General features: G+C 37.3%; 23 protein-coding genes. 7 read left to right on the plus strand and 16 right to left on the minus strand.

Annotated features, from left to right (window positions below; translation table 11 throughout):
- Positions 1–76: 76 nt before the first annotated feature.
- Positions 77–646, minus strand: a complete 570-nt coding sequence (locus BLS35_RS04485) for a dihydrofolate reductase family protein (RefSeq protein WP_090778242.1) — start codon at positions 644–646, stop codon at positions 77–79.
- Positions 647–867: 221 nt separating this feature from the next.
- Here BLS35_RS04485 and BLS35_RS04490 point away from each other — a divergent pair, with 221 nt between their 5' ends.
- Both BLS35_RS04490 and BLS35_RS04495 read left to right on the plus strand, forming a co-directional pair.
- Positions 868–2,184: a paraquat-inducible protein A gene (locus tag BLS35_RS04490; protein ID WP_090778244.1), complete on the plus strand. Its 1,317-nt coding sequence runs from the start codon at positions 868–870 to the stop codon at positions 2,182–2,184.
- On the plus strand, positions 2,174–3,505 hold the full coding sequence (locus BLS35_RS04495; RefSeq protein WP_090778246.1) for a paraquat-inducible protein A: 1,332 nt from the start codon (positions 2,174–2,176) through the stop codon (positions 3,503–3,505). The genes BLS35_RS04490 and BLS35_RS04495 overlap by 11 nt, the downstream gene beginning before the upstream one ends.
- A 19-nt stretch (positions 3,506–3,524) precedes the next feature.
- Here the strand turns inward: BLS35_RS04495 and BLS35_RS04500 are convergent, their stop codons facing one another.
- The 3 genes from BLS35_RS04500 to BLS35_RS04510 are packed head-to-tail and all read right to left on the minus strand — an operon-like array spanning position 3,525 to position 5,136.
- On the minus strand, positions 3,525–3,992 hold the full coding sequence (locus BLS35_RS04500) for an SRPBCC family protein (RefSeq protein ID WP_090778248.1): 468 nt from the start codon (positions 3,990–3,992) through the stop codon (positions 3,525–3,527).
- Positions 3,980–4,354: a ribosomal maturation YjgA family protein gene (locus BLS35_RS28140; RefSeq protein ID WP_256375284.1), complete on the minus strand. Its 375-nt coding sequence runs from the start codon at positions 4,352–4,354 to the stop codon at positions 3,980–3,982. Before BLS35_RS28140 ends, BLS35_RS04500 begins: the two co-directional genes overlap by 13 nt.
- Positions 4,355–4,362: 8 nt before the next feature.
- On the minus strand, positions 4,363–5,136 hold the full coding sequence (locus BLS35_RS04510) for a hypothetical protein (RefSeq protein WP_090778250.1): 774 nt from the start codon (positions 5,134–5,136) through the stop codon (positions 4,363–4,365).
- A 214-nt stretch (positions 5,137–5,350) separates the two neighbouring features.
- Here BLS35_RS04510 and BLS35_RS04515 point away from each other — a divergent pair, with 214 nt between their 5' ends.
- From BLS35_RS04515 to BLS35_RS04525, 3 genes are all read left to right on the plus strand, one after another.
- A complete protein-coding gene (locus BLS35_RS04515) occupies positions 5,351–6,157 on the plus strand; it encodes a ribonuclease E inhibitor RraB (RefSeq protein ID WP_256375286.1) in 807 nt (268 codons plus the stop codon).
- A 42-nt stretch (positions 6,158–6,199) separates the two neighbouring features.
- Positions 6,200–6,946: an SMI1/KNR4 family protein gene (locus BLS35_RS04520; RefSeq protein ID WP_090778254.1), complete on the plus strand. Its 747-nt coding sequence runs from the start codon at positions 6,200–6,202 to the stop codon at positions 6,944–6,946.
- Between the two features lie 562 nt (positions 6,947–7,508).
- Positions 7,509–8,846 (plus strand): PIN domain-containing protein, encoded by a 1,338-nt coding sequence (locus BLS35_RS04525; RefSeq protein ID WP_090778256.1) that lies wholly within the window; start codon positions 7,509–7,511, stop codon positions 8,844–8,846.
- A gap of 430 nt (positions 8,847–9,276) precedes the next feature.
- On the opposite strand, the gene BLS35_RS04530 is transcribed toward BLS35_RS04525, so the two are convergent.
- The 3 genes from BLS35_RS04530 to BLS35_RS04540 all read right to left on the minus strand — a co-directional run bounded on the left by BLS35_RS04530 (position 9,277) and on the right by BLS35_RS04540 (position 13,015).
- Positions 9,277–10,275 carry a DUF2971 domain-containing protein gene (locus BLS35_RS04530; RefSeq protein WP_090778258.1) on the minus strand — a complete coding sequence of 333 codons (999 nt, stop codon included), beginning with the start codon at positions 10,273–10,275 and terminating at the stop codon, positions 9,277–9,279.
- Between the two features lie 3 nt (positions 10,276–10,278).
- The gene (locus BLS35_RS04535) at positions 10,279–11,220 is read right to left on the minus strand and encodes a hypothetical protein (protein ID WP_090778260.1); all 942 of its coding nucleotides are present in this window, start codon (positions 11,218–11,220) and stop codon (positions 10,279–10,281) included.
- A 91-nt stretch (positions 11,221–11,311) separates the two neighbouring features.
- Positions 11,312–13,015 carry a hypothetical protein gene (locus tag BLS35_RS04540; protein ID WP_090778262.1) on the minus strand — a complete coding sequence of 568 codons (1,704 nt, stop codon included), beginning with the start codon at positions 13,013–13,015 and terminating at the stop codon, positions 11,312–11,314.
- A 398-nt stretch (positions 13,016–13,413) separates the two neighbouring features.
- Here BLS35_RS04540 and BLS35_RS04545 point away from each other — a divergent pair, with 398 nt between their 5' ends.
- On the plus strand, positions 13,414–14,103 hold the full coding sequence (locus tag BLS35_RS04545) for a TetR/AcrR family transcriptional regulator (protein WP_090778960.1): 690 nt from the start codon (positions 13,414–13,416) through the stop codon (positions 14,101–14,103).
- A 13-nt stretch (positions 14,104–14,116) separates the two neighbouring features.
- On the opposite strand, the gene BLS35_RS04550 is transcribed toward BLS35_RS04545, so the two are convergent.
- From BLS35_RS04550 to BLS35_RS04575, 6 genes are all read right to left on the minus strand, one after another.
- Entirely contained in the window at positions 14,117–15,421 is a 1,305-nt protein-coding gene (locus BLS35_RS04550; protein WP_090778264.1) for an HlyD family secretion protein, read from the minus strand.
- The gene (locus tag BLS35_RS04555) at positions 15,411–17,612 is read right to left on the minus strand and encodes a peptidase domain-containing ABC transporter (protein ID WP_090778266.1); all 2,202 of its coding nucleotides are present in this window, start codon (positions 17,610–17,612) and stop codon (positions 15,411–15,413) included. The genes BLS35_RS04550 and BLS35_RS04555 overlap by 11 nt, the downstream gene beginning before the upstream one ends.
- On the minus strand, positions 17,602–18,684 hold the full coding sequence (gwsS, locus tag BLS35_RS04560) for a grasp-with-spasm system SPASM domain peptide maturase (protein WP_090778268.1): 1,083 nt from the start codon (positions 18,682–18,684) through the stop codon (positions 17,602–17,604). Before gwsS ends, BLS35_RS04555 begins: the two co-directional genes overlap by 11 nt.
- Before the next feature lie 2 nt (positions 18,685–18,686).
- On the minus strand, positions 18,687–18,875 hold the full coding sequence (locus BLS35_RS04565; protein WP_090778270.1) for a hypothetical protein: 189 nt from the start codon (positions 18,873–18,875) through the stop codon (positions 18,687–18,689).
- Complete coding sequence (gene gwsG / locus BLS35_RS04570; protein WP_165973218.1) at positions 18,853–19,830, minus strand: grasp-with-spasm system ATP-grasp peptide maturase; 978 nt, start codon at positions 19,828–19,830, stop codon at positions 18,853–18,855. Before gwsG ends, BLS35_RS04565 begins: the two co-directional genes overlap by 23 nt.
- A 114-nt stretch (positions 19,831–19,944) precedes the next feature.
- On the minus strand, positions 19,945–20,127 hold the full coding sequence (locus BLS35_RS04575; RefSeq protein WP_048905624.1) for a hypothetical protein: 183 nt from the start codon (positions 20,125–20,127) through the stop codon (positions 19,945–19,947).
- 88 nt (positions 20,128–20,215) lie between these two features.
- On the opposite strand from BLS35_RS04575, the gene BLS35_RS04580 reads away from it, so the two are divergent.
- A complete protein-coding gene (locus BLS35_RS04580) occupies positions 20,216–20,497 on the plus strand; it encodes a hypothetical protein (protein WP_132225926.1) in 282 nt (93 codons plus the stop codon).
- A gap of 142 nt (positions 20,498–20,639) precedes the next feature.
- Here the strand turns inward: BLS35_RS04580 and BLS35_RS04585 are convergent, their stop codons facing one another.
- The 3 genes from BLS35_RS04585 to BLS35_RS04605 form a co-directional block, all read right to left on the minus strand.
- Complete coding sequence (locus tag BLS35_RS04585) at positions 20,640–20,984, minus strand: hypothetical protein (protein ID WP_090778276.1); 345 nt, start codon at positions 20,982–20,984, stop codon at positions 20,640–20,642.
- A gap of 997 nt (positions 20,985–21,981) precedes the next feature.
- On the minus strand, positions 21,982–22,662 hold the full coding sequence (locus BLS35_RS04600) for an SPASM domain-containing protein (RefSeq protein ID WP_165973219.1): 681 nt from the start codon (positions 22,660–22,662) through the stop codon (positions 21,982–21,984).
- A gap of 118 nt (positions 22,663–22,780) precedes the next feature.
- Positions 22,781–22,972 carry a hypothetical protein gene (locus tag BLS35_RS04605; RefSeq protein ID WP_132225927.1) on the minus strand — a complete coding sequence of 64 codons (192 nt, stop codon included), beginning with the start codon at positions 22,970–22,972 and terminating at the stop codon, positions 22,781–22,783.
- Between the last annotated feature and the right edge of the window lie 2 nt (positions 22,973–22,974).

A 22,974-nucleotide genomic window follows, 5' to 3' on the forward strand; every position in this document is an offset into this window, starting at 1 on the left:
TAGGCTTGATTCCTTATTGAACAGCTAAAAACTGTCCATAGGCCAAATCTACTAAAGTTTTTTGCCAAAAAAGTTATTATCTATCCACACTATAACTCAGTGCAGTAACCCCAGTAGTAAACTGTTGTGTAGATAATAGCTGTAGTTTTATTTTGTCTTTGATGTCTACAAACAATGGAATACCCTGTCCAAGAATAATTGGATTCACAAATAGCCAGTAGCCATCAATCAGGTTCTGTTGAATCAGCGCATGTGTTGCTCTTGGGCTACCAAAAAGCAAGATATCGCTCCCCTCCTGTTGTTTGATTTCATTTATGGAGTCCGAAAGGTTGTCGCTAATAATTGTTGTATTAATCAAGCCTGTGGCTTCCATTGTTCTCGACAAAACAACTTTATGAACGTCTTTATACCACTTCGAATGCTCAATATCGTGCTTACTCGCTGTCGGACTATCTGCTGCGGTAGGCCAGTAACCTTCCATCATCTGATAAGTTACTCTTCCATATAATGCTGTGTCGCCTTCATTGATCCGCTTGCCTACATGATCAAAAATTTCTTCATCAACTTTAATCCAGTCCATTTCTCCGTTTGGCCCTGCTACAAAACCGTCAAGCGATATGTGCATAAATGATATTATCTTTCTCATATAAATAATTTTAAATTGATCTTTCTGATCTGGTTTACGTAAAGGTCAAAAATAGAATACGAATCCCAGTACCGCAAGGCGATGCACGACAAAAACAGGGGGTGTTTAAGCCATATCAAAATTAAATTCTCAAACGATTAACTCTCCCTGGTTAAAAACAATCCGTAAGCGTTCATTGTTCAGCAAACAGAACTAAACTATAATTAATCGATCCGCTGCTTATGCATGAAATCCCTAATGCTCACAAGAAAAAGATTTTTTCAAGACTCCTACTGATTTTTGTGCTCTCCATTTTATTATGCGCTGAAGGATATTTTGGCTACCAGTTATATCAACTGTCTCACCAGCAGGAAGAAATTAAGAAGGATTACTCCAATGTGAACAATATTAGCTCAGGACTATTCTCTGTGGAGCAGTGGCGAGATAAAATATCAGGAATTGTTAGCCGTCAGATACGCGGTTTTACGCTGACTGCCAAGCAAAAAAAGGACCTTGAGCATGAAGTTGAGAAAATCGTTCTGGCATTGATCAATAAAGCAGAAGCTTTAATCAACAAGCCGAAAAAAACCATTGATGGAAAAATTAAGAAATTTCTTTTTAAAACCTTTGTAAATACAGATGATATAAAGAATAGAGCGCCTTCCCTTGCCAAAGATATTGTAGACAAGGTTTATAATCCCGCTAATAAGCGGCAACTCAGCAAAATGGCAATGAATAAGTTTGATGCACTTGAACGTGCCGAATATTTGGATAGCGCTGTAGCCGCCACAAAAGCCGCTACCGATAAAGTCTATAAAAAACACCAGGTATCCACAGCAGAAGAATTAAATGATAAACTGGTTTCCTCCTTAGCTCGTATCAGAACCGCAACCTACAATTATTCATTCGGTATGTTGGCTTGTATCCTGGTCGTATTGGGACTTTGGTGGATATTCAGAAAACGGGTTGAGTTACATGCTACGCTTTTCATCATGTCATTGCTATTCGCATTTATACTTCTTTTTATAGGTTTAACAGCCTCTATGATAGAAGTAGATGCACGCATTAAAGCATTGGATTTTATGCTGTTGGGCGAACATGTGATTTTCGAGAATCAGGTATTATTTTTCCAGAGTAAGAGCATTCTGGAAGTGGTAAAAATACTCATCAGTCAATCCAGTGTACAATCCGTATTAGTAGGCGTTTTGATATTGATTTTCAGCATACTCTTTCCAATCATGAAGCTTAGTGCAACAGGCATCCACTTGCTGAGCAAAAGGAAAATTGCCAGGAACAAAATCATAAGATATTTTGCGTTTCAGTCAGGTAAATGGAGCATGGCAGATGTGATCGTTATCGCAGTACTGATGGTATACATCGGCCTAAATGGATTATTGGACAGTCAGCTAAAGAGTTTAAATATAAAAAGTGATGACTTAAACGTGATTACCACAAATAATACCGCGTTACAGCCAGGGTTTATCATTTTTATCAGCTTCGTATTGTACGGGCTTATTTTATCGACCATATTGAAATTCATTTCTCCTTATGAACATTAGAAAAATAGGCCATCCCCATACCCTGCTAGTTGTTTTGTTAAGCGTATTGCTTTGCGCAGAAGCTTGGTTTGGCTACCACATATCTATACTTTCCAGTCGACAGCAAGAAATAAAAACAGATTATAGTGTGGTAAACAACATCACTTTTGGCATATTATCCGTGGATCAGTGGCGCGAGAAAATGGCAAATGTGGTGAATGAAAAAGTCAATGAATTCAGTATGAACAGTACCCTGAAAAATGATCTTCAGGAGAAAGTTGAGCAGCAATTGAACCATCTGGTTGACCAGGCAGTAGCCGACATGAATAAACCGAAAAAAGGTATTGGTGGCAAACTCAAAAAACTTGCTTTTAACGCATTGGTTGATCCCGAGGAAATCAAGGCCGAAGTACCTGTTTTTGCTGCGACAATTGTCAGCAGGATCAACAAACCCGAAAGTAAGAAAAAACTCAAAAGTATCGTCACTAGTAAAGTTGAGCAGTTGGAAAAGCAAACTTTCGACAATACTGAACCCGCTAGCGTAACCGTAAGCAGGCATATTTATAAAAAACACGGAGTAGCTGACACGGAAGCTTTCGAAAAAAACATCAATTCGCGACTAGCCAGCATACAATCAAGCTTATATCATTATACGTATGCGATGATTGGTTGCATGGTGCTAGCGCTTTGTCTTTGGTGGTTTATGAGAAAGCAATCAGGCCTTCATACTACACTATATATCCTTTCCCTCCTATTTGCCTTTGTCCTTTTAGTAGTAGGTATTACAGCTACTGTGATAGAAGTTGATGCACGCATCCAGTCATTAAATTTCACACTACTAAGTGAAAAGTTAGCTTTTAACAACCAGGTATTATTTTTTCAGAGCAAGAGTATAATTGGCATTATTGAATCATTAATTATACAACCTAATTTCGATGCAATCCTTGTTGGTATACTCATCTTACTTTTCGTGGTGATCCTACCTGTACTGCGAATGATTGGAAAGGGCATTATGATATGGGGCAAAGATAAATACGCAGAGAATAAGCTTGTCAAATTTTTAGCCTTTGATTTAAGGAAATGGGACATGGCCGATGTGATGGTTGTTGGTCTTGCTATGACCTATATCGGTCTAAATGAGATTATAAAAAGTCAACTTTCAGATCTGAACATACAAGAAGATTTGCTCTCTACCGTAACACAAAATAACACCTCCTTGCAACCGGGATATTATATTTTTTTAGCATACGTAGTCTATACATCAATATTGTCACTCATCATAAAACGCATTAAATTGGTACCTGCTAAATCATATGTTCGCACCTCAGGCAGTGATCACTAATTTTCTTTCTCCGCCATAATCACGATGTTCGCAAAGGTTTAGATTCAGCATAGCTTTTTATTACTGCATTTCGTTTGACCAGTAAGTCTTTCAAATAGCTTAAAAGAAACAAGGAGTCAGCTACTCTCCCCAATACCCCCAAAGGTGAAACATAATCAAATGTATCTATCATCAGGGTTCCGATGCCTTGTTCTATAAACCGATGCTCATGTCTGATTGATTTAAATACACCTGAAAGCATTTCGTCAACAAAAAAATCAGGACTGTCAAACTCGGTAATCTTGCTAGTCAACTTTTGAGTAATACCAAAATGCCGAGCCTGCCATGTAACAGTTTCATTTAATTCTATCAAACCAGACATTCTCCCAGCAATAGCCTTTTCATTGGTATGCTTTGTAGATATCTGATGCAAATCAATATTACGTGCTAAATCGAAAACTGTTTGTTTATCAGCGTCGATATAGGTTTCTAAGGTTATTCTGGGCATGGATAAAATATTAAGGAATAAAGTATACAAATCGCTGTGCCGACGGTGTATGCAATCATATCACTCCAAAGAAAACCATGTCCAAGAACCAATGCACCTATGGTCGTATTTCGTATCTGATTAATCCATGGAGCATTATAGAGCTGACTAATTTCAATAAGATAACAGATTGACAAACTAATTAATCCAACCTTCCAGTAACGCAATTGGATCAGAAGAAATTTTATCAAAAGGAACATCATTACCGCATATAATACATCGCCAACAATTAATGGTATTACAGTTACTTTTCTTGATATAATACCGAGCGCTATTACAACAATAACTAATAGCGCATAAATAATCCTCTTACTCTTCAACACGCTACAAGTTAAAGCGGCATGAAGCAATCACTAAATTGCTTCTCAGCCAAAGCTGCAAAAGAATAATGGCGAGGTAAGAACCAAGCTAAATGCCGCGTCACACTTCTGAATAGTTCTTCACTCTCAAATGATTCTGGAGTCAGATTAAACACCAAATCTTGAGATGCTACCTCATCCGAACTTCCATGCCTCGACATTAATAACACTTTTGGAGATTTAACCCCATTATTGATTAAGAATTGCCGCAATATCGTCCTTGCCATTTTTGGTAATATGACTTCAGAAGGCTGCCCGACCAACACCTTTTCATCCTTATGAATTGTTTCATCTTCCTTAGCACCTGAAAAAAGTGTTGGTCCAGTTGTATAAAATGATCCTGTAAGATGAAGATTGAGAATATCTCCATACGATAAAACCCAGTCGGGTTGTCCTTCATCCGGATTAATGACCACACCATACCCTGATTGTAGCAAAAAATCATCTTTCATACGGTCGATCACATAACACTGAAAATGCTCATTCGGTTTAGGCATTAACAACTGAAAATAAGGAAAACCGTCAGGGCCAGTAATAACCTGAGGGTCGCCACATCTAAAACTGGCGTATATAATGTTTTCCAGAAAAGACTTTTGCCATTCCTCTCCTCTATTCTCCCGTGGTACATCAATCAATTCAAAAATCAATTGAGTTTTGTCCAAATCACCGAGATAAGGTTCCTTGACCGCAGTTTGATCAATAGTTTCAGGTTGCCTTTTTTTCTTAAAAACATCAAATATTCCCATATAGAATGACTATGATTGGCGTTAATTAATTTGAAGATTACAATAGGAAACCAAAATAGTGTTTTTTTGATAAATCTCATGTAGAGTTTAAAACCTGGTGAAAAATTGTTTTAGTTCCATCTCCTTTTATTAATATATTCGAATAATAAAAACACCTAACGCTAATATGAATTTATTTTGCCGCCTCCCTCTCCTTGCATTGTTCCCTCTGACTATGCTATTTTCCTGCAACAATAGAGTCTACACAGAAATACCACTCAAACAAGTTGAGGACTTTTACGCCAATATGAAAGAAAAAGGTGTAAATACCGATACCACTATGCTTTACGGGTATTTTTTTACGAATGAAACCAAAAAGCCTTTGGAAGCAGCAGCAGAGGAACTAAAAAAGAAAAATTTTCAATTTGTCAAAATCTATCAGAGTGATGATAATATTTATTGGTTACACGTTGAGCGAAAGGAAAAACACAACAGTAACTCTCTGTATGTACTAAATAAGGAACTTTACAACCTTGCAAGCCGTTACAATCTGCAATCCTACGATGGCTATGATGTTGGAAATGTTGACCCAGCAAAAGCGATTGAAACGGACAGCTATTTTGTTCCGGAAGATTTTTCAGCGAGAGACGTTGTTAAGGATGGCTACCTCTATTTATTAGTCATAAACAACGCATTTGATAAATTCTCACACAAAGAAGAATTTTGCTACTTCATAAAAATAAACTGCAATTACGATATAGTTGACGAGCATAAACTCCCAAGTGATAGCGAATTAATTAAAATGGACAACCTGGACCATGCAATTGAAGGCATGCTTAATGCCCAAAACATTAAAAATTACTATGTTTTCAGAAACGTATACAAGGGTGATAGAAACTGCTTTATTGCTATTAATAATAAAGAAGCAGCAGATAAAGCCCTGAAAAACTTTCAACAAACATCAAAAATATTCGCCTTTAACTACGAAATTATTAAAGATGAGAAGTGGACAAACTACGAACTTGCTAAAAAAATACAGTAGCTCAATTTTAACGCTTTATACTAAATTTTGAAGAATACAAATATGACAGTAACAGACCAGCTTAAATCCATATTGACAGAGCAATATATTTCGGAAGACGGAGAGGAATATAAAGTCGAACTGAAACAAGGTTTGACGAATCGACAGATTGAGGATTTAGAAAGGTTACTCCCAACTGGACAAATGCCAAATGAAATTAAAGACCTTCTTAAATTCTCTAGTGGTTTTGAATTCTACGGGCTTGAGGAAGTGACATTTGATGGTATTGGACAATTCGGTTTCGAGGAGTTCTTTCCAAATTCGGTTCAGCTTGCAGGTGACGGATTTGGCAACTTTTGGATTTTAGATATTGACAAGAACGGCAATTGGGGAAATGTTTTTTATGTATGTCACTCCCCTGCAGTTATTGTTAAACACTCGGATAACTTGACTCAATTCATTGAACACGTTAACGAATTTGGAAAGAATGGTAAGAAATCTAATCTTAACATCATTCATGAAGAAGCAGTTTTCAATATATGGCAAGATGACAATGGATTTATGGAACTCGAACATGCAAGACAAGCTGGTGATCCAACTTTAAAGACATTCGCTCAATCTCTTCCAGACAATTTTGTTATTGCAGACTTACGAAACAAATCAAATCAAAATGGTTTTTCTTGGGGCAAATTCGAGCCAAATATTGGCAATGTAAAACGACACGAAACATACCTAATTTGGGGCATCGAGAAACCTATTAAGAAAGGATTCCTTTCAAGACTATTCCGTAAATCCTCTCAAAAGAAGTAAAATAAGGTGTATCTCTAAGCAAATTATTAACTTAGAGATACCGTTTTGTTATTACTGACCCCTTCGACTTCTTCATTGACCGCGCGTGATTATGCAACACTTATCGATTACTTGCTAATGAAAAAAAATATAAAATACTATAAATCAATAGCTTAAATCAAAAACACAACAAATTGCAACCACTGATTTTTTACGTAATTTTACCTATTGTTTTGGATCAGAGTGTAGAAAAACAAATATGGTTATCAAATCAAATATAGCATATTTAATTAATGATAAATAAAATATGGTTTCTCTGTAATTGTCTACAGAGGACATATTTAGATACTCCATAATATGAGCTATAGCCAACTATTAATCTTAAAAACATATATTGATTTCGGAATAAGCAGCCACATTCTCCGAATTTCCCAATTCGGCCTCCATATTGGATATTTCGGCAAAAGAAAAAAGGCAACCGCTTAGGGGTTTGCAGGCCGAAATCGTAGATTGGAAAAAGCTGACTTTCCATAAATTTTAATTGTCCCTCTCTTTTGCTAGATTCGGGATAGCAAATCCAACTATGGCAAAAAACTTTCTTTTTCTTGACACCAATATCCTTCTACACTGTAAACCGCCAATGGAAATCGACTGGAATAATTATGCGAAAGGTTCTTGCATCATGGTGATAGCCCCTATCGTTATCGCTGAAATAGATAAGCACCGGCGTAATCCAAAAAAAAAGATCGCCAACAGGGCCAAATCTATCACCAAGCTTTTCGAGCAGATCATGGATCACGAAGATTCGGACTGGATTCTTATTGACAAGAGGCCCACCTCCACAACATTTTTGGAAAACAGTCTTGAGAAATCTGAACAGGACGATTGTCTGCTAGCGGCAATATTGGAATTTTCTCCCGAAAATTCTGGTGACCAAAAAATATTGGTCAGTGAAGACTTTGGCCCTAGACTGAAGGCAAGAAATCTCGGCATCAAAACGATAAAGCTATTAGATAGCGAATTGCTTGCAGAGGAACCGGACGAAAATGAAATTCGGTTACAAAAGCTGGCCAGGGAGAACAATGAACTGAAAAACCGCGTTCCCAAAGTTGATCTGTTCCTTGGAGGAAAAAGTAAGCATATAAATTTCCCAGAGTTCCACGGAACAATGACCTTTGATCAATATTTCGCTCAGAAGATGGAAGAGGTGAAAAAAAAGTATGCATACCACAAAATCCCCTTCAAAATGCCCACACAGAGGGATCTCGTATATCAGAGCGCCCTTGCAGAAAGCATCATGTATACCGAAAGCAAAAGGTATAATGAAGATCTGGACTGGTTTTTCGAAAATTATCGGCATGGATATCTCCCTCAACTTTACAATTGGCATATCAGTCGGCTCTTGTCCATCGAGATCGAACTGGAAATCTATAATGAAGGAAACGTTCCCGCAGAGAATATTGATCTACGCCTGAGGTTTCCCAAGGGGATCAACATCGAACTAGCCGACACATTCAATCCATTTCCGCTTTCTCCTATACCACCAGAGAAACCCCTCCCACTTGACGAGCTTCTAATGAAGGCGAACAAGCTGCACGACAAAGCATCGGCTCATGCGCTATCATCACCATCTTTACCAAAGCCTTGGATCTCCATTCAAAAGGCTAACGGTCTACAGGTAGACATGAGGTGCAGCTATCTGAAACACCATCAATCCTCTAAATTTGGTAAGCTTGCCGTATGTTTCCAAACAGTGGATGACATGAAGGGGTTTGAGTTTGAATATGAGCTGATGATAGCCAATGATCCCAAACTGCTCAAGGGCAAACTACAGGTAAACTTTGTCCCTACATCACCTAGGACAGCGACCTCTTACAGTAAATCTCTTGACAAATTTCTGGATTGGCCCCATCCGCTGTAGTATCGTTGGACCAGATTCACATAAGGATAAATATGATTTAATCCATTTTCAGAGTTCTTTTTTATTTAATTCCAAAAAAATCCATAAATTTCTTTCGCGATGCTGACGATGCATAAGCTAATAATTCACAACCAATCTGTCACTTCAGGTAACTCTTACATAACGCTTCTCAACATTCTGTTCAATCTGGCTGGCCACTAATTTGATTTAGGATTTATTCTCCTTATCAAACCTGGATAAATTTTCTTTATTAAGGTAGAAAAATGAAACTGATCAGTGTTCAAATAACTAGCAATATCCCTGTATTTCATTGGAGCTTGCCTTGCTGGGCCAACAAAACAGGATATAAATCAAAAAGACCTTGATTATGACTTTGTCCCACAAGCGATGTAACTTATCTTTAGCACAATCATAATAGATAACCTCTATACTATACCCTTCTCCATATCTTTGCATCTGGAAAGTTCACGTTCAATAACGATTTAAGATCCTGATAATCCTGCTCACTCACCTTTGAACCACATACCAGCTCAGTAATCTCCAGATCAAATAGCGGATTGATTGTCTCGCTCCCCTTTAGAGGCAGGTTTATATAATTTCTTCCTGAACTCTCGTCCGTGCTCATTGGAAAAAGCTCACTTAACAAAACACCTTTGTTCAAAATTGGTACCTCATCGTAATCAAAACACAACCTGGTTTCATTTTCCCAATTGTAATGCCCCCTTTTATAAAATTTTGAAAACATCACAACATCGGTTATGAACATTTGCCTTTTAAACTCCTTTTTAAGACGGTAATTGATCTGATTGTAAAAGTCAAAAGCATATCCCTTATCATAAAAGACATCCCGGAAGTCATACAAACCTGATTTGTCCTGGTTAAAATTTGAAAACCTGAAACCGAGAGCTACCCCGGTGTCATCTTTGGCATAGTTCGCCCAGAAGCGTTCATTATGATTATCCTGGGTAAAGCAAAGCACAAAAATCCTTTTCCGGTCCAGGTCTGAAGGCGTTGGTGAGGTCCAGTCGACCGTCCCATTCCCCGTCTTCTTCTGATCTGCATAATCGGTAGGGATCAAAAGATGAAATAAGCCCAGTCTTTTGTAAAATTCCGTGTATTCCGCAAAATCATTAGCATCGTTAGAGAATAAATCACTGATCTGAATTGACTTCTCCTGAATGATTTGCTTGGCATATTTAACGCCTTTAAAATGATGAAACTGCCCAAAATCACGGATCCTGTTCCTGGATATTTTATCAAATATCCTTCTCATTGTACTGACATCCGAAAAATTAATGAGCCCCCTTTCATCCCAATAAGTTGCAAGATTAAGATCATCCACGGTAATCACCGGCATGTCCATTCCCAAATCTGCCGACTGCAGACCTTCATTAATAATTCTTACAATTTTTAACTTGTCCTTTTGCATCTGCTAATTCGTAAAATTCTCATTCAGACGGCTGGATGCCTCTTTCAAATCTGCTATGGCATCTGTTATCGTGTTCACCTGATCCAAAAAATTTTGTGCTATAGCCTTGTTTTCCTGAATGATTTGGAGATAAACCTGTTTTCCATCCCTGGTTAAGGTAGCCAACTCCGCAATCAGAGCATCCTCAGCCATTCCTCTCCCCACATACTTAGTGGCGAACTTATTAAACGGGACAAAGAAAAGGTCATAATACAACTTCAAATCATATGGGCTTGCAGCAGCACTGAAAAATTTTAGACCTATAGCACCTAGTTCATTAGCAACTGCTGGTGCGGTAGTCTGTAGTCTGATTGTGAGGGGTCCGAGTAAATTATGTGCCGTAGTTTGGATTTCCTGAAACTTTTCCTTCCTGGAATGATCGTACCCATGGGACTTTTCAAGCTGTTCCGGGAGGCTCTTAAAGATTTCAAACAGGACATCCAGGGAACCGCTCATTGTATTAAATTCTCTTACAGCCTGTTGCCTGTCCCGGTCGAAATAGCTAACATAAGCCAGCAGATATTTTTCAAGATCCAGATCAAAAGTGATCCTTCTCAGATTGTTCAGAGACAAATAGGTCATCATAGGGATTTGTAGGGGATCTATACTGATCTGGTCCGAAAATTCTTTCAATGCATTATTTTGGTATTCTACATCATCGATAATCGTGCGGATCATAATCGAAAAGTAGCTTAGCTTGTCACGCTCCTGCTGCCTTTCCAATTTTATTTCCTTTTTCTTGTCCCTTTTGGTTTCTATAATAAATATCCACCAGGCCACAAATGCTGCTAGTGCGGCCAGGGTTAATGGTAATATGATGTCTTTGGCTAGTTCATAAGCTGAGGGGGTGGTTGCAACAAGCCAGGACTGCCAGCTGGCAGGGGTCTTAGAAAGTAACGTGAGCATAATTTAGTTTTAGCCAAAGATAATTAAATTAAAACTTTCATCAATGTGATGTCTAAAGTTCGTGTCAATATATGTTACATCCTGGCCGAGATCAATCTGCTTTTAGCAGGTATAGTGATGCCCCCTTTTTTATAGATGTATCAAACTTTAGCCCAACTTCTCCTCTGTCACTTTCAGGTACGCTCTTCTGATCAATTTGAACTGACAATACTTTTGCAGTTTCAAATTCTTCTTTCATTACCAAAAGTATTTTGTCATTTACTTTGACCTTAGGATGATCTTCCATATTCAAAATAGCAATGGTATTATTTTTAAAAAGCTCCTTTGGTTTTCCTAGTTCCCGGGCTTCAAGGGGAATAAAGTCTAAGTAGCCGGTTTTATAAAAGGCTGCTCTGGCCTGCTTTTTTGTGATTACTCCTTTTTCTATTGCCTTAAAAAGGTTAAACAGCTGCCATGTTGTGCAAAGCCCACGGTCATCATATTTCGCATCATTTATCTGGTGCTCAGTAAAGGGTGGGTTCGTCCGTTCGGATGCTGCTTTATTTCGCTGATGGTTTACGATATAATGCGCATGGATATCGCGATCCTTGTTCTCCTTCATCCTTCTGTACCTTATTTTACTAATCTGCGAACATTCCGAATCTGTGGAAGTCCGAAAAATGCCCTTGACCTCAATAATAATCAAACCGGTCTCGGTTTGGATCTGTATGTCTTCCTCAAGAACCTGACCAGGTACTTTTAAACTATCCGGGTCAATAACCTGCTGGAATCCGATCCACTTAAAAAATGTGATGATCGCGTCAACGAGTTCCTTGCCGGTACAACTCAGCATTTGCTTTAGAAAATTGTATTTTTCCTCATTCCCTTTAATTTCCAGCTCCTTATCCTTTAGTGCCTTCTGGAAATCCTGTTTTAGTTTTTCTTTTTCAGCAAATAACCGGTCCTGGTTAGGCAGCCTGTACATTGCCTCTTCCAGCCATTTATCTTTAACCATTTCCGGAAATAATTTCGGCAGGTAAATAGGAGCAACATCCTTTAGAAAGCTGGTTAAAAACGCACCCTTTTCCTTTATATCGGGAAAGAAAAAAACACCCGAATCCTGGTGAATCGTATAAAAACTGGCAACCTGCCTCTTTCCGGTGAGTAAGAGGGGCACAAAAGCAGGATTGGATATATATTTTTGATCCTGATAAATTTCAGGGAGATGGAATACAATATGGTAATTTGCCTCTCCGACATGTTTTTTCATCAGATTAAAAAGTTCCCCATCTTGCTCTGGTACCTTCAATACCTCTCCATGCAGATTCTCATGCCTCGGCAAATCACTAATGAATGAATATAAATTTGCGGTATGTTCAGTCTCTGACATGTTAAAATGATAGTCGATTGTTTCATCCTCGCTGCAAAAAACAACAACCATTGCACCTGATTTTAATACAGGAACTAAATCATTCCTCAGGGTCTGAAGTACGAATGCCCTGGGATCAAACAAAGTTTGAGGTTTATGACAAACGAAATAGTAGTCCTTTGTTGTTTTATTTTTTCCCCTGGTGTGATCCTGTTCATTGTAAGGGCAGTTATCTACGTAATTGAGGTCGATTATGATAACGTTATATTCGTGAAGGTTCTTAGGAAGAGTTACCTGTGGCAAACAATGTCGTGCCCTTTCATATGCGCCATATTGTATCGTTACCTGTTTACCAATACTCCCGTTAAATAGTTTTATATTTTTATGCTCTAAATATTCAATTTCATCCGGATGGAGGTTTAGCGCGCAAATTTTTGTTCCGGTCATTATATTAAATTAAAAAATTCCTTATTTGGGGATTATACTCCAAGTTATCAAAAAATTACATTATAGATAAAATTTTTTGAACAGGAAGTTTGCCATTGTATTTGATTATCTAATTTCATGTTTGTATCTGTTTTACAGTAAAATCCTACCTTACCTGAAATTAACGGAGATGAGCCTCATAGACTACCACAAAAATACTACACGTGAACTGTTGACTATTTAATTATCATTGCCTATCGTAATTATGCAGTGATTATCAGCGATTATCTACCGATATACAAAATAATCCAGAGGGGATCCCAATCTGGCTCAGATACAGCTTTTAAACAATATCTGACTGGGTATTTGAATCTTTCATGGAAAAGTTACAACTTGCAAATTCTCAATCATGGAATATAATGGCAAAAATTAAGAAAACGGAAATTGAAAGTAAGGAGCCAACATCAAGAAAAGTATCTTCGGGACCACTTCGTGAAAAAGCCCGCTCCATGGAAAAACTCGTAAAGGCGGTAGGCACAGTGTTGCAGAAACACAGCTACCCCGGTCTTACCGCTGTTAATATTGCCAATGAAGCTGGATTAAACAGGAAACTTATTTATACTTATTTCGGAACGCTCGATAATCTGGTGGAAACTTATGTCATTAAAAAAGACTTCTGGAAGTCGGGAGCAAAAAAAATGATCGAAAGCATCGTGGAAAATCCAGATCACCTCGGGAAAGCAGAAGTAAACCTGCTATTGCAGGGGCAATTTGAAGCCCTATTGAAGGATAAAGCTCAGCAAAAGATCATGCATTGGGGATTGGAAGGGAAGAATAAAATGTTGAGGAGTGCAGCAGATCAGAGAGAAGAAATGGGGATAGAATTGCTTGCAATTTTAGATAAGGATTTTGAAAACTCGACGGTTGATATCCGGGCAGTTTTGGCACTGCAAATTGCAGGTATCTATTACCTGGCACTGCATGCAAAATCTTGTGGTAGTAAATTTTGTGGCATCGACATTAATAAACCTGAAGGAAAAGAACGGATATCAAAAGCCATTCAAAATAATATCGAAATTGTATATAACCTTGCTAAAGTCAACAAATAAGACTCCTGTCTTATTAATCCTGATACCTGAGTAGAGACCTGAACTGATTAAAAATCCTTTCAATTAACCTCAGGTTGTCTGTAACTATTTCGGCATTCCCCTTAAGCTCTTTGTCAAACCGGAGTTTCTTTCCATAAGAAGTATTCAGGCCGCTCGGTAACAGTACTTCAACGTAGTAATTTCCATCTTTATCAGGTGACAAAGATATGCTTTGGACTTTTCCCCGAACAATGCCAAATTCCTGGTATTGGTAGTTATCCAATTTAATGAGTACCTTTTTTCCCTTGCTTATCTTTCCCGAATTTGCTGCGGGAACAAACATTTTCCCCATCAGATTCTCTTTCCGATCCGGAACGATAGCCAGTAACAAGTCCCCATTTTTGACAAAATGCTTTGGACTCCAGAACTGTTGGAAGCCTACGGTACCATGTGTAGAAGAGACCAGCAGGTAACTTTGTTCCCAATCTCTAAGCTTCTTCCTTAGTTGCTCAAACAACTGTAACGACTGCATTTTATAATTGATATTATCCTTCTCGCTGCTAATCGTAACACCTCTCTTTATTTTTTTTGCATTATTTACTGATTCCTCAAGTTGAGACACAGAAATGTCGATGGCTTCAAGATTTTGTTTCGCTTGCAAAAACTTCATTTTCTCGGCTTCCATTTCCTGAGCAGAGATTGCACCTGTCTTAAAAAGAGCGGCTAAGCGTTCAAAGTTTTTTTTCGTCAATTTGAATTTGTCCGTTTCCAGCACCTTCTGTTGCCTGTAGGTTGCCATCCTGTTTTGATATTGCGCGATGCTCAAATCCGCCGCCACGTCTTCCGGTACATAAGGGCGCAATTTTTCAAAAAGACGCATGTCTTGCAAAGATTTTGCAAAAGCATTATAGGCTTCCTGAACTTCTCCAAGTTTAAGCATGGAGGCCGCCTGTAATGGAAATGAAGAAATGTCCTGTTGGGGTATCGAATTTATGATTGACCTTAAGCGCAATACGTCTTTGTAATCAGCAGCCGACTGCAAAACCATTAACAGATCCTCAGGTTTCACATGCTGATGGTCCTTAACAAATATATATTCTATCCTCGAATCGGCTCTTGCTTCCACTTTCTCCGGTGGATGATAAGAGGTAACTGTAATCGGAGCTGTAATCACCTCGGGGTATTTTAAAATCCAGCTAATTGCGATTAAGACGCAGATAGTGATCAGAAAAAACAGGTTACTCCAGCGAATCATCCAGTTCGGAGTTTGATAAAGCACCTCCTGAACCTCCTCAGACCTAAGTTCCAGGTCTTCCAATATATCTTTTTTAGCTTCCAAGTTCCAGTTGGTTTTTTATTAATCTATAATATTCTTGCTTTTTTTCTACCAGTTCGATATGGGTGCCTTCTTCTACTACTTTTCCTTTGTCCAGTACTATAATTTTATCGGCATGTTTTACAGTCGACAATCTGTGGGCTATAACAATTGCAGTTTTTCCTTTAAAAAACTGTTCCAGATTTTCCATTATGATTTTTTCATTATTGGCGTCAAGTGCACTTGTTGCTTCATCAAAGAGAATAAACGCAGGACTTTTATAAACAGCTCTTGCAATAAAAAGCCTTTGCTTTTGTCCGCCACTTATTCCTACCCCTTCGTTACCTATTTTGGTATTGTAGCTTAGGGGTAGCTCTTCTATAAAATCTTTTATATTGGCAATTTCTGTCGCTTTTCTCAATTTTTGTTTGTCAATACTATCCTCTCCTACCGCAATGTTATTAGCAATGCTGTCGTTAAATACATAACCATCCTGCATCACTACTCCACAATGGTTCCGCCAAAACCTTGCTGATATATTTTTCATATTGACATGACCAATCCTTATCTCCCCTCTATCTGGTTCATAAAATTTCATCAGTAATTTCAACAACGTCGTTTTTCCGCTACCACTTGCGCCAACTATGGCCGTTATTTTCTCATATGGGATAGTCAGGTCAAGATTTTCAAACACAAAAGACTGAGAGCCGGTATATCGGAAAGACACGTTATTGAGTTCAATATCTTTTTGCGGAATTTCAGCAGCATACTGTTCCTCGTGATGCTCTTCATCTTTTTTCGTATGAATTTCAGCTAATCTTTCCAACGAAATTTTCGCATCCTGGGCTTGTTTAATAAAATCTACCAACTGCAGAAGGGGGCTATTCAACTGTCCCATAATATATTGAACTGAAAGCATCATACCTAAAGTAAGGTCTCCACTTAGCACCAATTTTGCAGAAAGAAAACTGACCAGAATATCCTTTATCTGATTGATGAAATTGCCGCCAACTGATTGCCATTGTTCTAATGAAAGCGATTTTATCTGTATTTTAAATAACTTCACCTGTAAAAATTCCCAACCCCAACGTTTCTGCTTTTCGGCGTTGTGCAATTTTATTTCCTGCATCCCATTGATCAGCTCCATTACCTTGCTTTGTTCCTGAGACACCTGCGAAAATTTCTTGTAATCCAGCTCCTTTCGTTTCTTTAAGAAAAAAGTGATCCATACTACGTATAAAATTGCTCCGGTCAGATACACTAAAAACAACCGGTAATCGTAAAGTAGCAATACAATGCTAAATACCACGAGATTCACTAATGAGAATAAAGTATTGAGCGAAGAACTGGTCAGCAATTGCTCTATTCTGTGGTTGTCATTAATCCGTTGCATAATATCTCCCGTCATCCTGGTATCAAAGAAACTAATGGGCAGTTTCATTAGCTTGATAAAGAAATCTGAAATAATAGATATGCTTATTCTTACCGATAAATGCAATAAAATCCAACTTCGAACCACTTCAATACCTGTCCTTCCCATGAAAAGCATGACTTGCGACAACAGTATCAGATAAATAAAGTTAAGGTCTTGCTTTTGTATCCCCACATCTACGATACTCTGAGTGAGAAAAGGAAAAACCAGCGACAATAAACTACCCGCCAGAAGGCCAATAGCCAATTGAACGTAAAATGACTTATACTTAAAGAGGTACCTGGAAAGAAAAGAAAAACTAATTTTTTTTTCTTCCTCTTCACCAAACTCATTGTCAAAAAAAGCAGGACTCGTTTCTAAAATAAGGGCAATACCTTCTTCCGTTTTCTCATGTGCGCCATCGCCAATCCAATGTTTGATAAATTCCTCTTTTCCGTAAGTAATTAGTCCATAACTGGGATCTGACAGGTAAACTTTATTTGTTTTGTCGATTTTATAAACAACCACAAAATGATTTTTATTCCAATGTACAATACAAGGTAAAGGAACCTCATCTGTTAAGGTATTGAAGTCTATCTGAACACCTAATGTTCTGAATCCCAAGCACTCTGCAGCGTTACTTAAACCCTGTAAGCCGCTTCCTTCTCTGGTTGTTTCAGAAAGATCTCTAATGTGTTGTAATGCAGTACTTTTGCCATAGTGTTTGCAAATTATACGCAAACAGGTAGGCCCACAATCTTTTGAGTCGGGTTGTTTGTAAAAAGGAAATTTTTTATGCTTCATTGCTTTTTACCAAATCTTGTAGCTTATAATATTCCATTGCTTTCTGCTTTATTGGATTTGTACTCCATTCACTCCATTCATTAGTGTATGGATTATAGCCACATTTCAAAGGTTTTGAATAAAAATCCTGTGGATTTTCAATATATGCTCTGCAATCCGTACATACATGTCTAAACTCACAATCTTTACACACAGCAATTTCATCCTTTCGTACAGACCAGTATTTACGAAAATCTTTATTTTCCAATAGCTGGTCTAAATCTGTTTCCAGCATGTTGCCGTAACTATCCGGCATAGAAGGGCAATTTTTTATGAAACCATTAAAGTCAATTGATAACTTTCTGTTCAAGCAGGTATTGTGTTGCTGGCTTTCGGCAAATAATTCCATATTGGTGATGAAGTGATAAGGAAGTATCAGGCCACAGGCCATACAGGAACTAATAACTTTTGAGAAATAATGGAGCGGAACAGTATCCTTGTATATTCGCAGACTTTTATCTTCAGAAGCAGAATGGATCAGAATGGACTTTATTCTAAGGTTATTCCTTACCAGGTTTTCCAGTAAAGGAATGTCAATGTCACCTGCATAGGGCAAAACCAAATTAATATGCTTTAAAGTACTCCCATTAAATGTATCCAGAAATAGTACTAATTTCTTCAGGTCTGGTTCATGGTAGCAACGGATCTCTAAACAATGAACATTCAGGTTAATTAGTGCTTTAAAAAATATGTTGTCATAATTCATCGCTTCGTTGTACTCAATTATGACATTGGTGATCTCACTAAAAGCATCCCAACTTAAATCAAGCGGAACAAGTTCCGATAAAATCCGGCTTTCTATAAATCCAAGTTCTTTGTCCAGCACAAATTCTATATAGCTCAAAACAGCATCCTTGTTATCGGCACCAAAATGTGCTATGCACTCCTCAATTGAACAATGCTTTAAAAGGTGTAATACGTCATATACGTCATTAGAAACAGGGTATGATTTTTGCAATTGCAGATCACAAATTAGCGATCTGTTTGCCCCCTTCACCAATTGGCAATTCGCAAATAGATTTACGTATTCCATTGTTAGAATTTTGAAATTACTTTATAGAAATTAAGCAATTCATAACCTTTGGCATTGATCTTCTCAGCTTTTTCACATTTGATCATATTTTCTTTGAAATTCTTTGAACTATAGCCATCTGCTTCTAAAAGATATATAGAGAGCGGCAAACATTTTTTATCCTTTAGATTACTGATGAATTTTTTTTTCATTTTTAGTTGAGGTTTGAATAAATAACTGCGCCATTTTTTTTTCCAGATAGTAGTTACAAGGATAGGATACCATTCCGAATTGGCCTGCGGGATTGATCTCCAGAAAAATATAATTACCTTCCATATCAACCATAAGGTCTATTGATCCTGTTTCAAAATTAAGCTCCTTCATGAGGCGCTTTAACTTACTTTCTATTTCATTGGGTAGTTTGTAGGGAACATTTCGGTTTGGTCTTTTATTGTCGTAATTTCTAAAATCAGCTACAGTTTTCTTGTTACTCTGAGAGAAAATGGCCATTGAATAAAAGGTTCCGGCCAGGTAAAACACCCTGACTTCAAATTTTTTGTTTATTCTTTCCTGTACCAACGAAGGGAAAAAGGTATCAGGAATAGATTTAATGTCTTTTTCGTTAATGGACTTGGTGAGCATTCTATAATAGGTCTGATCCGCATCCTCCAGCAGTACGCATTCATTCAACGGTTTAACGATTAAGTGAGGATACTGTTGCAGCATTTCCATCAACGACTGTTTGTCGGTCAATACTTCTGAGTATGGAATGTTTAATTGTAGTTTTTTCGCCAGGAATAAAACGTTTAGCTTATTCAAATGGTCTTCAATGATGGGGTCGTTAAGCCATTTTTTTTTGTCAATTGAATAAAATAATAGAGAATGCAGGGTGTTAAATTCATCTATCAGAAACCGACGCATGACATAACGAACTTCAAAAGACTCCTTCTTTAAGGTATAATGAGCAGGAGTTCTTCCTAACTTCCTACGGTACCATACCAAACCTATTTGTTCGTCTTGTGGAAGATCTCCTAATTTTTTCAATTTGAAATAGTCCTCTCCATTGAGTCTTATAAATGGAAACCGATAGTAATCCAACCATAAACAAACGGCGTCAGTTGTTCCTTCCACATACGACTGACTTAATATTAGAACCTTTTTTTCCACCTTACTTTTAACAATTCATGGGCTTGTATAATTAACAAGGGCGATGCTTAAAATAAGCACCGCCTTTTATCCTATTTAAATATCCCTGTTATCAGGGCGTTTAACCTTTTAGGACTAGCAACCTTTCGGATCTGGTTTATTATCTGTGCAGCAATGATCTCCGTGATCAGAAACCCATTTAATCCAGGTCATTCCGCTATCGCCCTCACTCATGTCCAAACTCATGCTAAATTTTCCTCCTGTAACTGAATGAATTGACTTTACTTTTTTTGAAATTAATTTTTCTAATGTTTTCATGATTTTTGTTTTTAATAGTTATTTGTTTTAATATTTGATAGCCAAAAATATAATATTGGAAAATGCAATCCAAATTTATTTCTCACTAATGAGACAAAAAATTTTAAGAATTAGGTGCTCAGTGGTTTGCCTGCCTGAAGAAAAGGCTTCTGTATATAATCTTGACATCATTCATGAAGAAGTAGTTTTCAATATATGGCAAGAAGACAATGGATTTATTGAACTTAAACATGCAAGACAAGATGGTGATCCAACTTTAAAAACATTCGCTCAATCTCTTCCAGACAATTTTGTTATTGCAGACTTACGAAACCAATCAAATCAAAATGGCTTTTCATGGGGCAAATTGGGTCAAATATTGACAATGTAAAACGACACGAAACTGAGTTAATTTGGGGCATTGAGAAACCTATTAAGAAAGGATTCCTTTCAAGACTATTCCGTAGATCCTCCGAAAGGAAGTAAAATAAGGTGTTTCTCTCTTAGATGTGGGGCTGCTTTTATAATTCGTATTATGGTAATTCTAGATATACTGTATCCAGTACTGTCGTCCTTGATGTAGGATTCTTCAATAGCAATTGAAGGCTTCTTTGAACATAGTTAACAGATACCAAAGAATCATACCTTTCGTAATTGGCCAAAACCTTTTCAACTCCAGCCCCAAGCTCTCTAACCTGAATGCTGTTTTGAACAGTTGCGTCACCGTTTACTCGATAAATAATAAGTTCATATGGCTTATCGGCAATTCTCACTCTCTTTAATTCATCTAATTTAACTTCCAACAAATCAAATGTCAGAAAGTAGTAGCAGATCGAACCTAGTACAATTGAAATTAATGATATTCCAATAATTTTCATTTCTATCTTAGCATTTTATCATCTACCATAAATGAGTTAATCAAATATGACATCTCTGTCTCTATCAAGTTAACTGAGCTATGAAAAGCTTTAATCCTTCGAGACAGCAATGTATGTTGAGCCGAGTTTTCTTTTAGTTTGAGTATCGCTTTTTCGCATTTACCAATAGTTGATTTGATAGATTTCAAACCTTCCTCTAATTCTTCTTTTGAATAATTATTCATGCTATTTATCTGCTGTTCTACTGCTTACCAGAAATACCTTTTTAGTTGCTATCAGATCATTCCGATAGTAAGTTTTTTCGTTAATTAATTTAAAGAATACATTAAGAAACCAAAATAGTGTTTTTATGATAAATCTCAGTTTACATTTGTAATTTAGATCCATAGCATAGTTTTTAATTCCTAAATCAATTAACGGGCTATAATCGACACGTACAACATGCACAAACTTACGCTCACTGAAAGCAACTATGATTAAGGGGATAAAAAACAGATTTAAAAATAGATCGACTCTATTTTTATTTTTAGTTCCAGTGGTTTTTATTTGGGGTATTCCGACACTATACTATTACATGGGACTAACAGGTGGAAGTAGCTTAGGGGGAATACTGCCCTTGGGCGCAATGTTTATTGCCGCAATTGCATTATGGATTGAATACGGGTTAGTATATTTTAGCAAGATAAAATTGCTCTGGATTTCAGCAATTGAGGCCGCATTATTAGCGTTGCTTTTTATTTCGCATCTAATATTTAGATAGAACGATTGATATTAACATACAGCAAAGCAACCATCTATATCTGATCATCATAGATAAGCCTACGGGAATAAAATCTAGAGATTTCAAAAGAACCGGATTGTTGCCATTCCCGCACCACCAATAATTATCGTCTTATCCTTAAATCCATTAGATTTATGAGATCGTAAATTATGGATTAAGTTAGTTGGATTTTAGATTAATTAATCTCAACCAACAGTCACCTCATTAAGTTTATTCCTAAGTAACTGGAATTGCAAACTCACAATTTCTACATAAAAGTTTTCCTTCCTCTCCAGCCATCAACGAGATAACTTTCCTAAACTCCAAAGTTTTATGTATGTCCTTATATTTATTTACTAATAGATTACCTATAACATGCTCTCGTCCAAAATCCATGCAACAGAGTGTAACATCTCCATTTGGCAATAACACATTTCTATAAAGCCTTTCAGCCGAACAAATAATTGGCCCCTCGAGATAAGCTGGCGGTATTATAATATCCTGATTTACATTCCCAGCCCTGCTTATTAAGGCGTGATACCCTACTTGCTTCTGAGGTAGTACTTTTAGAATTTCTTCATTCACTCTACCGATTGACATGAAGCTTAATTTTGGGTGTTTTGCTTTTAAAAAGATTTCAAGTACTTCTAAATACTTCTTACTCATTTTAACCTTCATAAAACTGCCATCATCAGCTAAATGTATAACAATCCTTTTCAAAGGTAGAGCCATTATTCGTTCTGCATCACTAGGATTCATACCTACAAGAGTGGTGAAAATTTTCACTCCATGTCCTTTTGCTAAGGCTGATTCAACCATATTTGTACAATTATCATTAAGCCAAGGCTCGGCATATCCTGAAAAGCTGATATCTACGTTAAGTGGCACTGATTCTATACAATTAACAAATGTTGTCATTGACATCTTAGTCTCTGATGAAACAGCATTATGAGCTTTTGCAAAATTAGCTTGCGGACAATAGGAGCATCCGACTCTACACCCACTGACAGTGGTTATTTCTATTGTCCTATAAAAATTATCCACAACAAGTACCTACTATTGGTTCCCCCTCGACATTTAGTCTTTGAGGTGCGTTAGGGTGAACTACAATTCCTGGTCTTGGAATATGAATTTTCGTAGATTGAGTCTTTTTGCTTTCATCATCTTTTTGTCCTGATTTTCTTTCCTCTGATTCAGATGAATTCTGTAAATCTTTTTTATTGTCCATAT

Source organism: Pedobacter sp. ok626, from assembly GCF_900100435.1.
Taxonomy (GTDB): domain Bacteria; phylum Bacteroidota; class Bacteroidia; order Sphingobacteriales; family Sphingobacteriaceae; genus Pedobacter.

Bases quoted from the DNA above. Each gene is read 5' to 3' on its own strand.
- BLS35_RS04545 (WP_090778960.1), top strand. From the start codon at position 13,414: ATGGCAAAAATTAAGAAAACGGAAATTGAAAGTAAGGAGCCAACATCA.
- BLS35_RS04530 (WP_090778258.1), bottom strand. From the start codon at position 10,275: ATGCAAAAGGACAAGTTAAAAATTGTAAGAATTATTAATGAAGGTCTG.
- BLS35_RS04535 (WP_090778260.1), bottom strand. From the start codon at position 11,220: ATGCTCACGTTACTTTCTAAGACCCCTGCCAGCTGGCAGTCCTGGCTT.
- BLS35_RS04580 (WP_132225926.1), top strand. From the start codon at position 20,216: ATGAGACAAAAAATTTTAAGAATTAGGTGCTCAGTGGTTTGCCTGCCT.
- BLS35_RS04565 (WP_090778270.1), bottom strand. From the start codon at position 18,875: ATGAAAAAAAAATTCATCAGTAATCTAAAGGATAAAAAATGTTTGCCG.
- BLS35_RS04585 (WP_090778276.1), bottom strand. From the start codon at position 20,984: ATGAAAATTATTGGAATATCATTAATTTCAATTGTACTAGGTTCGATC.
- BLS35_RS04600 (WP_165973219.1), bottom strand. From the start codon at position 22,662: ATGACAACATTTGTTAATTGTATAGAATCAGTGCCACTTAACGTAGAT.
- BLS35_RS04490 (WP_090778244.1), top strand. From the start codon at position 868: ATGCATGAAATCCCTAATGCTCACAAGAAAAAGATTTTTTCAAGACTC.
- BLS35_RS04525 (WP_090778256.1), top strand. From the start codon at position 7,509: ATGGCAAAAAACTTTCTTTTTCTTGACACCAATATCCTTCTACACTGT.
- BLS35_RS04605 (WP_132225927.1), bottom strand. From the start codon at position 22,972: ATGGACAATAAAAAAGATTTACAGAATTCATCTGAATCAGAGGAAAGA.
- BLS35_RS04575 (WP_048905624.1), bottom strand. From the start codon at position 20,127: ATGAAAACATTAGAAAAATTAATTTCAAAAAAAGTAAAGTCAATTCAT.
- BLS35_RS04515 (WP_256375286.1), top strand. From the start codon at position 5,351: ATGCTATTTTCCTGCAACAATAGAGTCTACACAGAAATACCACTCAAA.
- BLS35_RS04555 (WP_090778266.1), bottom strand. From the start codon at position 17,612: ATGAAGCATAAAAAATTTCCTTTTTACAAACAACCCGACTCAAAAGAT.
- BLS35_RS04520 (WP_090778254.1), top strand. From the start codon at position 6,200: ATGACAGTAACAGACCAGCTTAAATCCATATTGACAGAGCAATATATT.
- BLS35_RS04485 (WP_090778242.1), bottom strand. From the start codon at position 646: ATGAGAAAGATAATATCATTTATGCACATATCGCTTGACGGTTTTGTA.
- BLS35_RS04500 (WP_090778248.1), bottom strand. From the start codon at position 3,992: ATGCCCAGAATAACCTTAGAAACCTATATCGACGCTGATAAACAAACA.
- BLS35_RS04495 (WP_090778246.1), top strand. From the start codon at position 2,174: ATGAACATTAGAAAAATAGGCCATCCCCATACCCTGCTAGTTGTTTTG.
- BLS35_RS04510 (WP_090778250.1), bottom strand. From the start codon at position 5,136: ATGGGAATATTTGATGTTTTTAAGAAAAAAAGGCAACCTGAAACTATT.
- gwsS (WP_090778268.1), bottom strand. From the start codon at position 18,684: ATGGAATACGTAAATCTATTTGCGAATTGCCAATTGGTGAAGGGGGCA.
- BLS35_RS04540 (WP_090778262.1), bottom strand. From the start codon at position 13,015: ATGACCGGAACAAAAATTTGCGCGCTAAACCTCCATCCGGATGAAATT.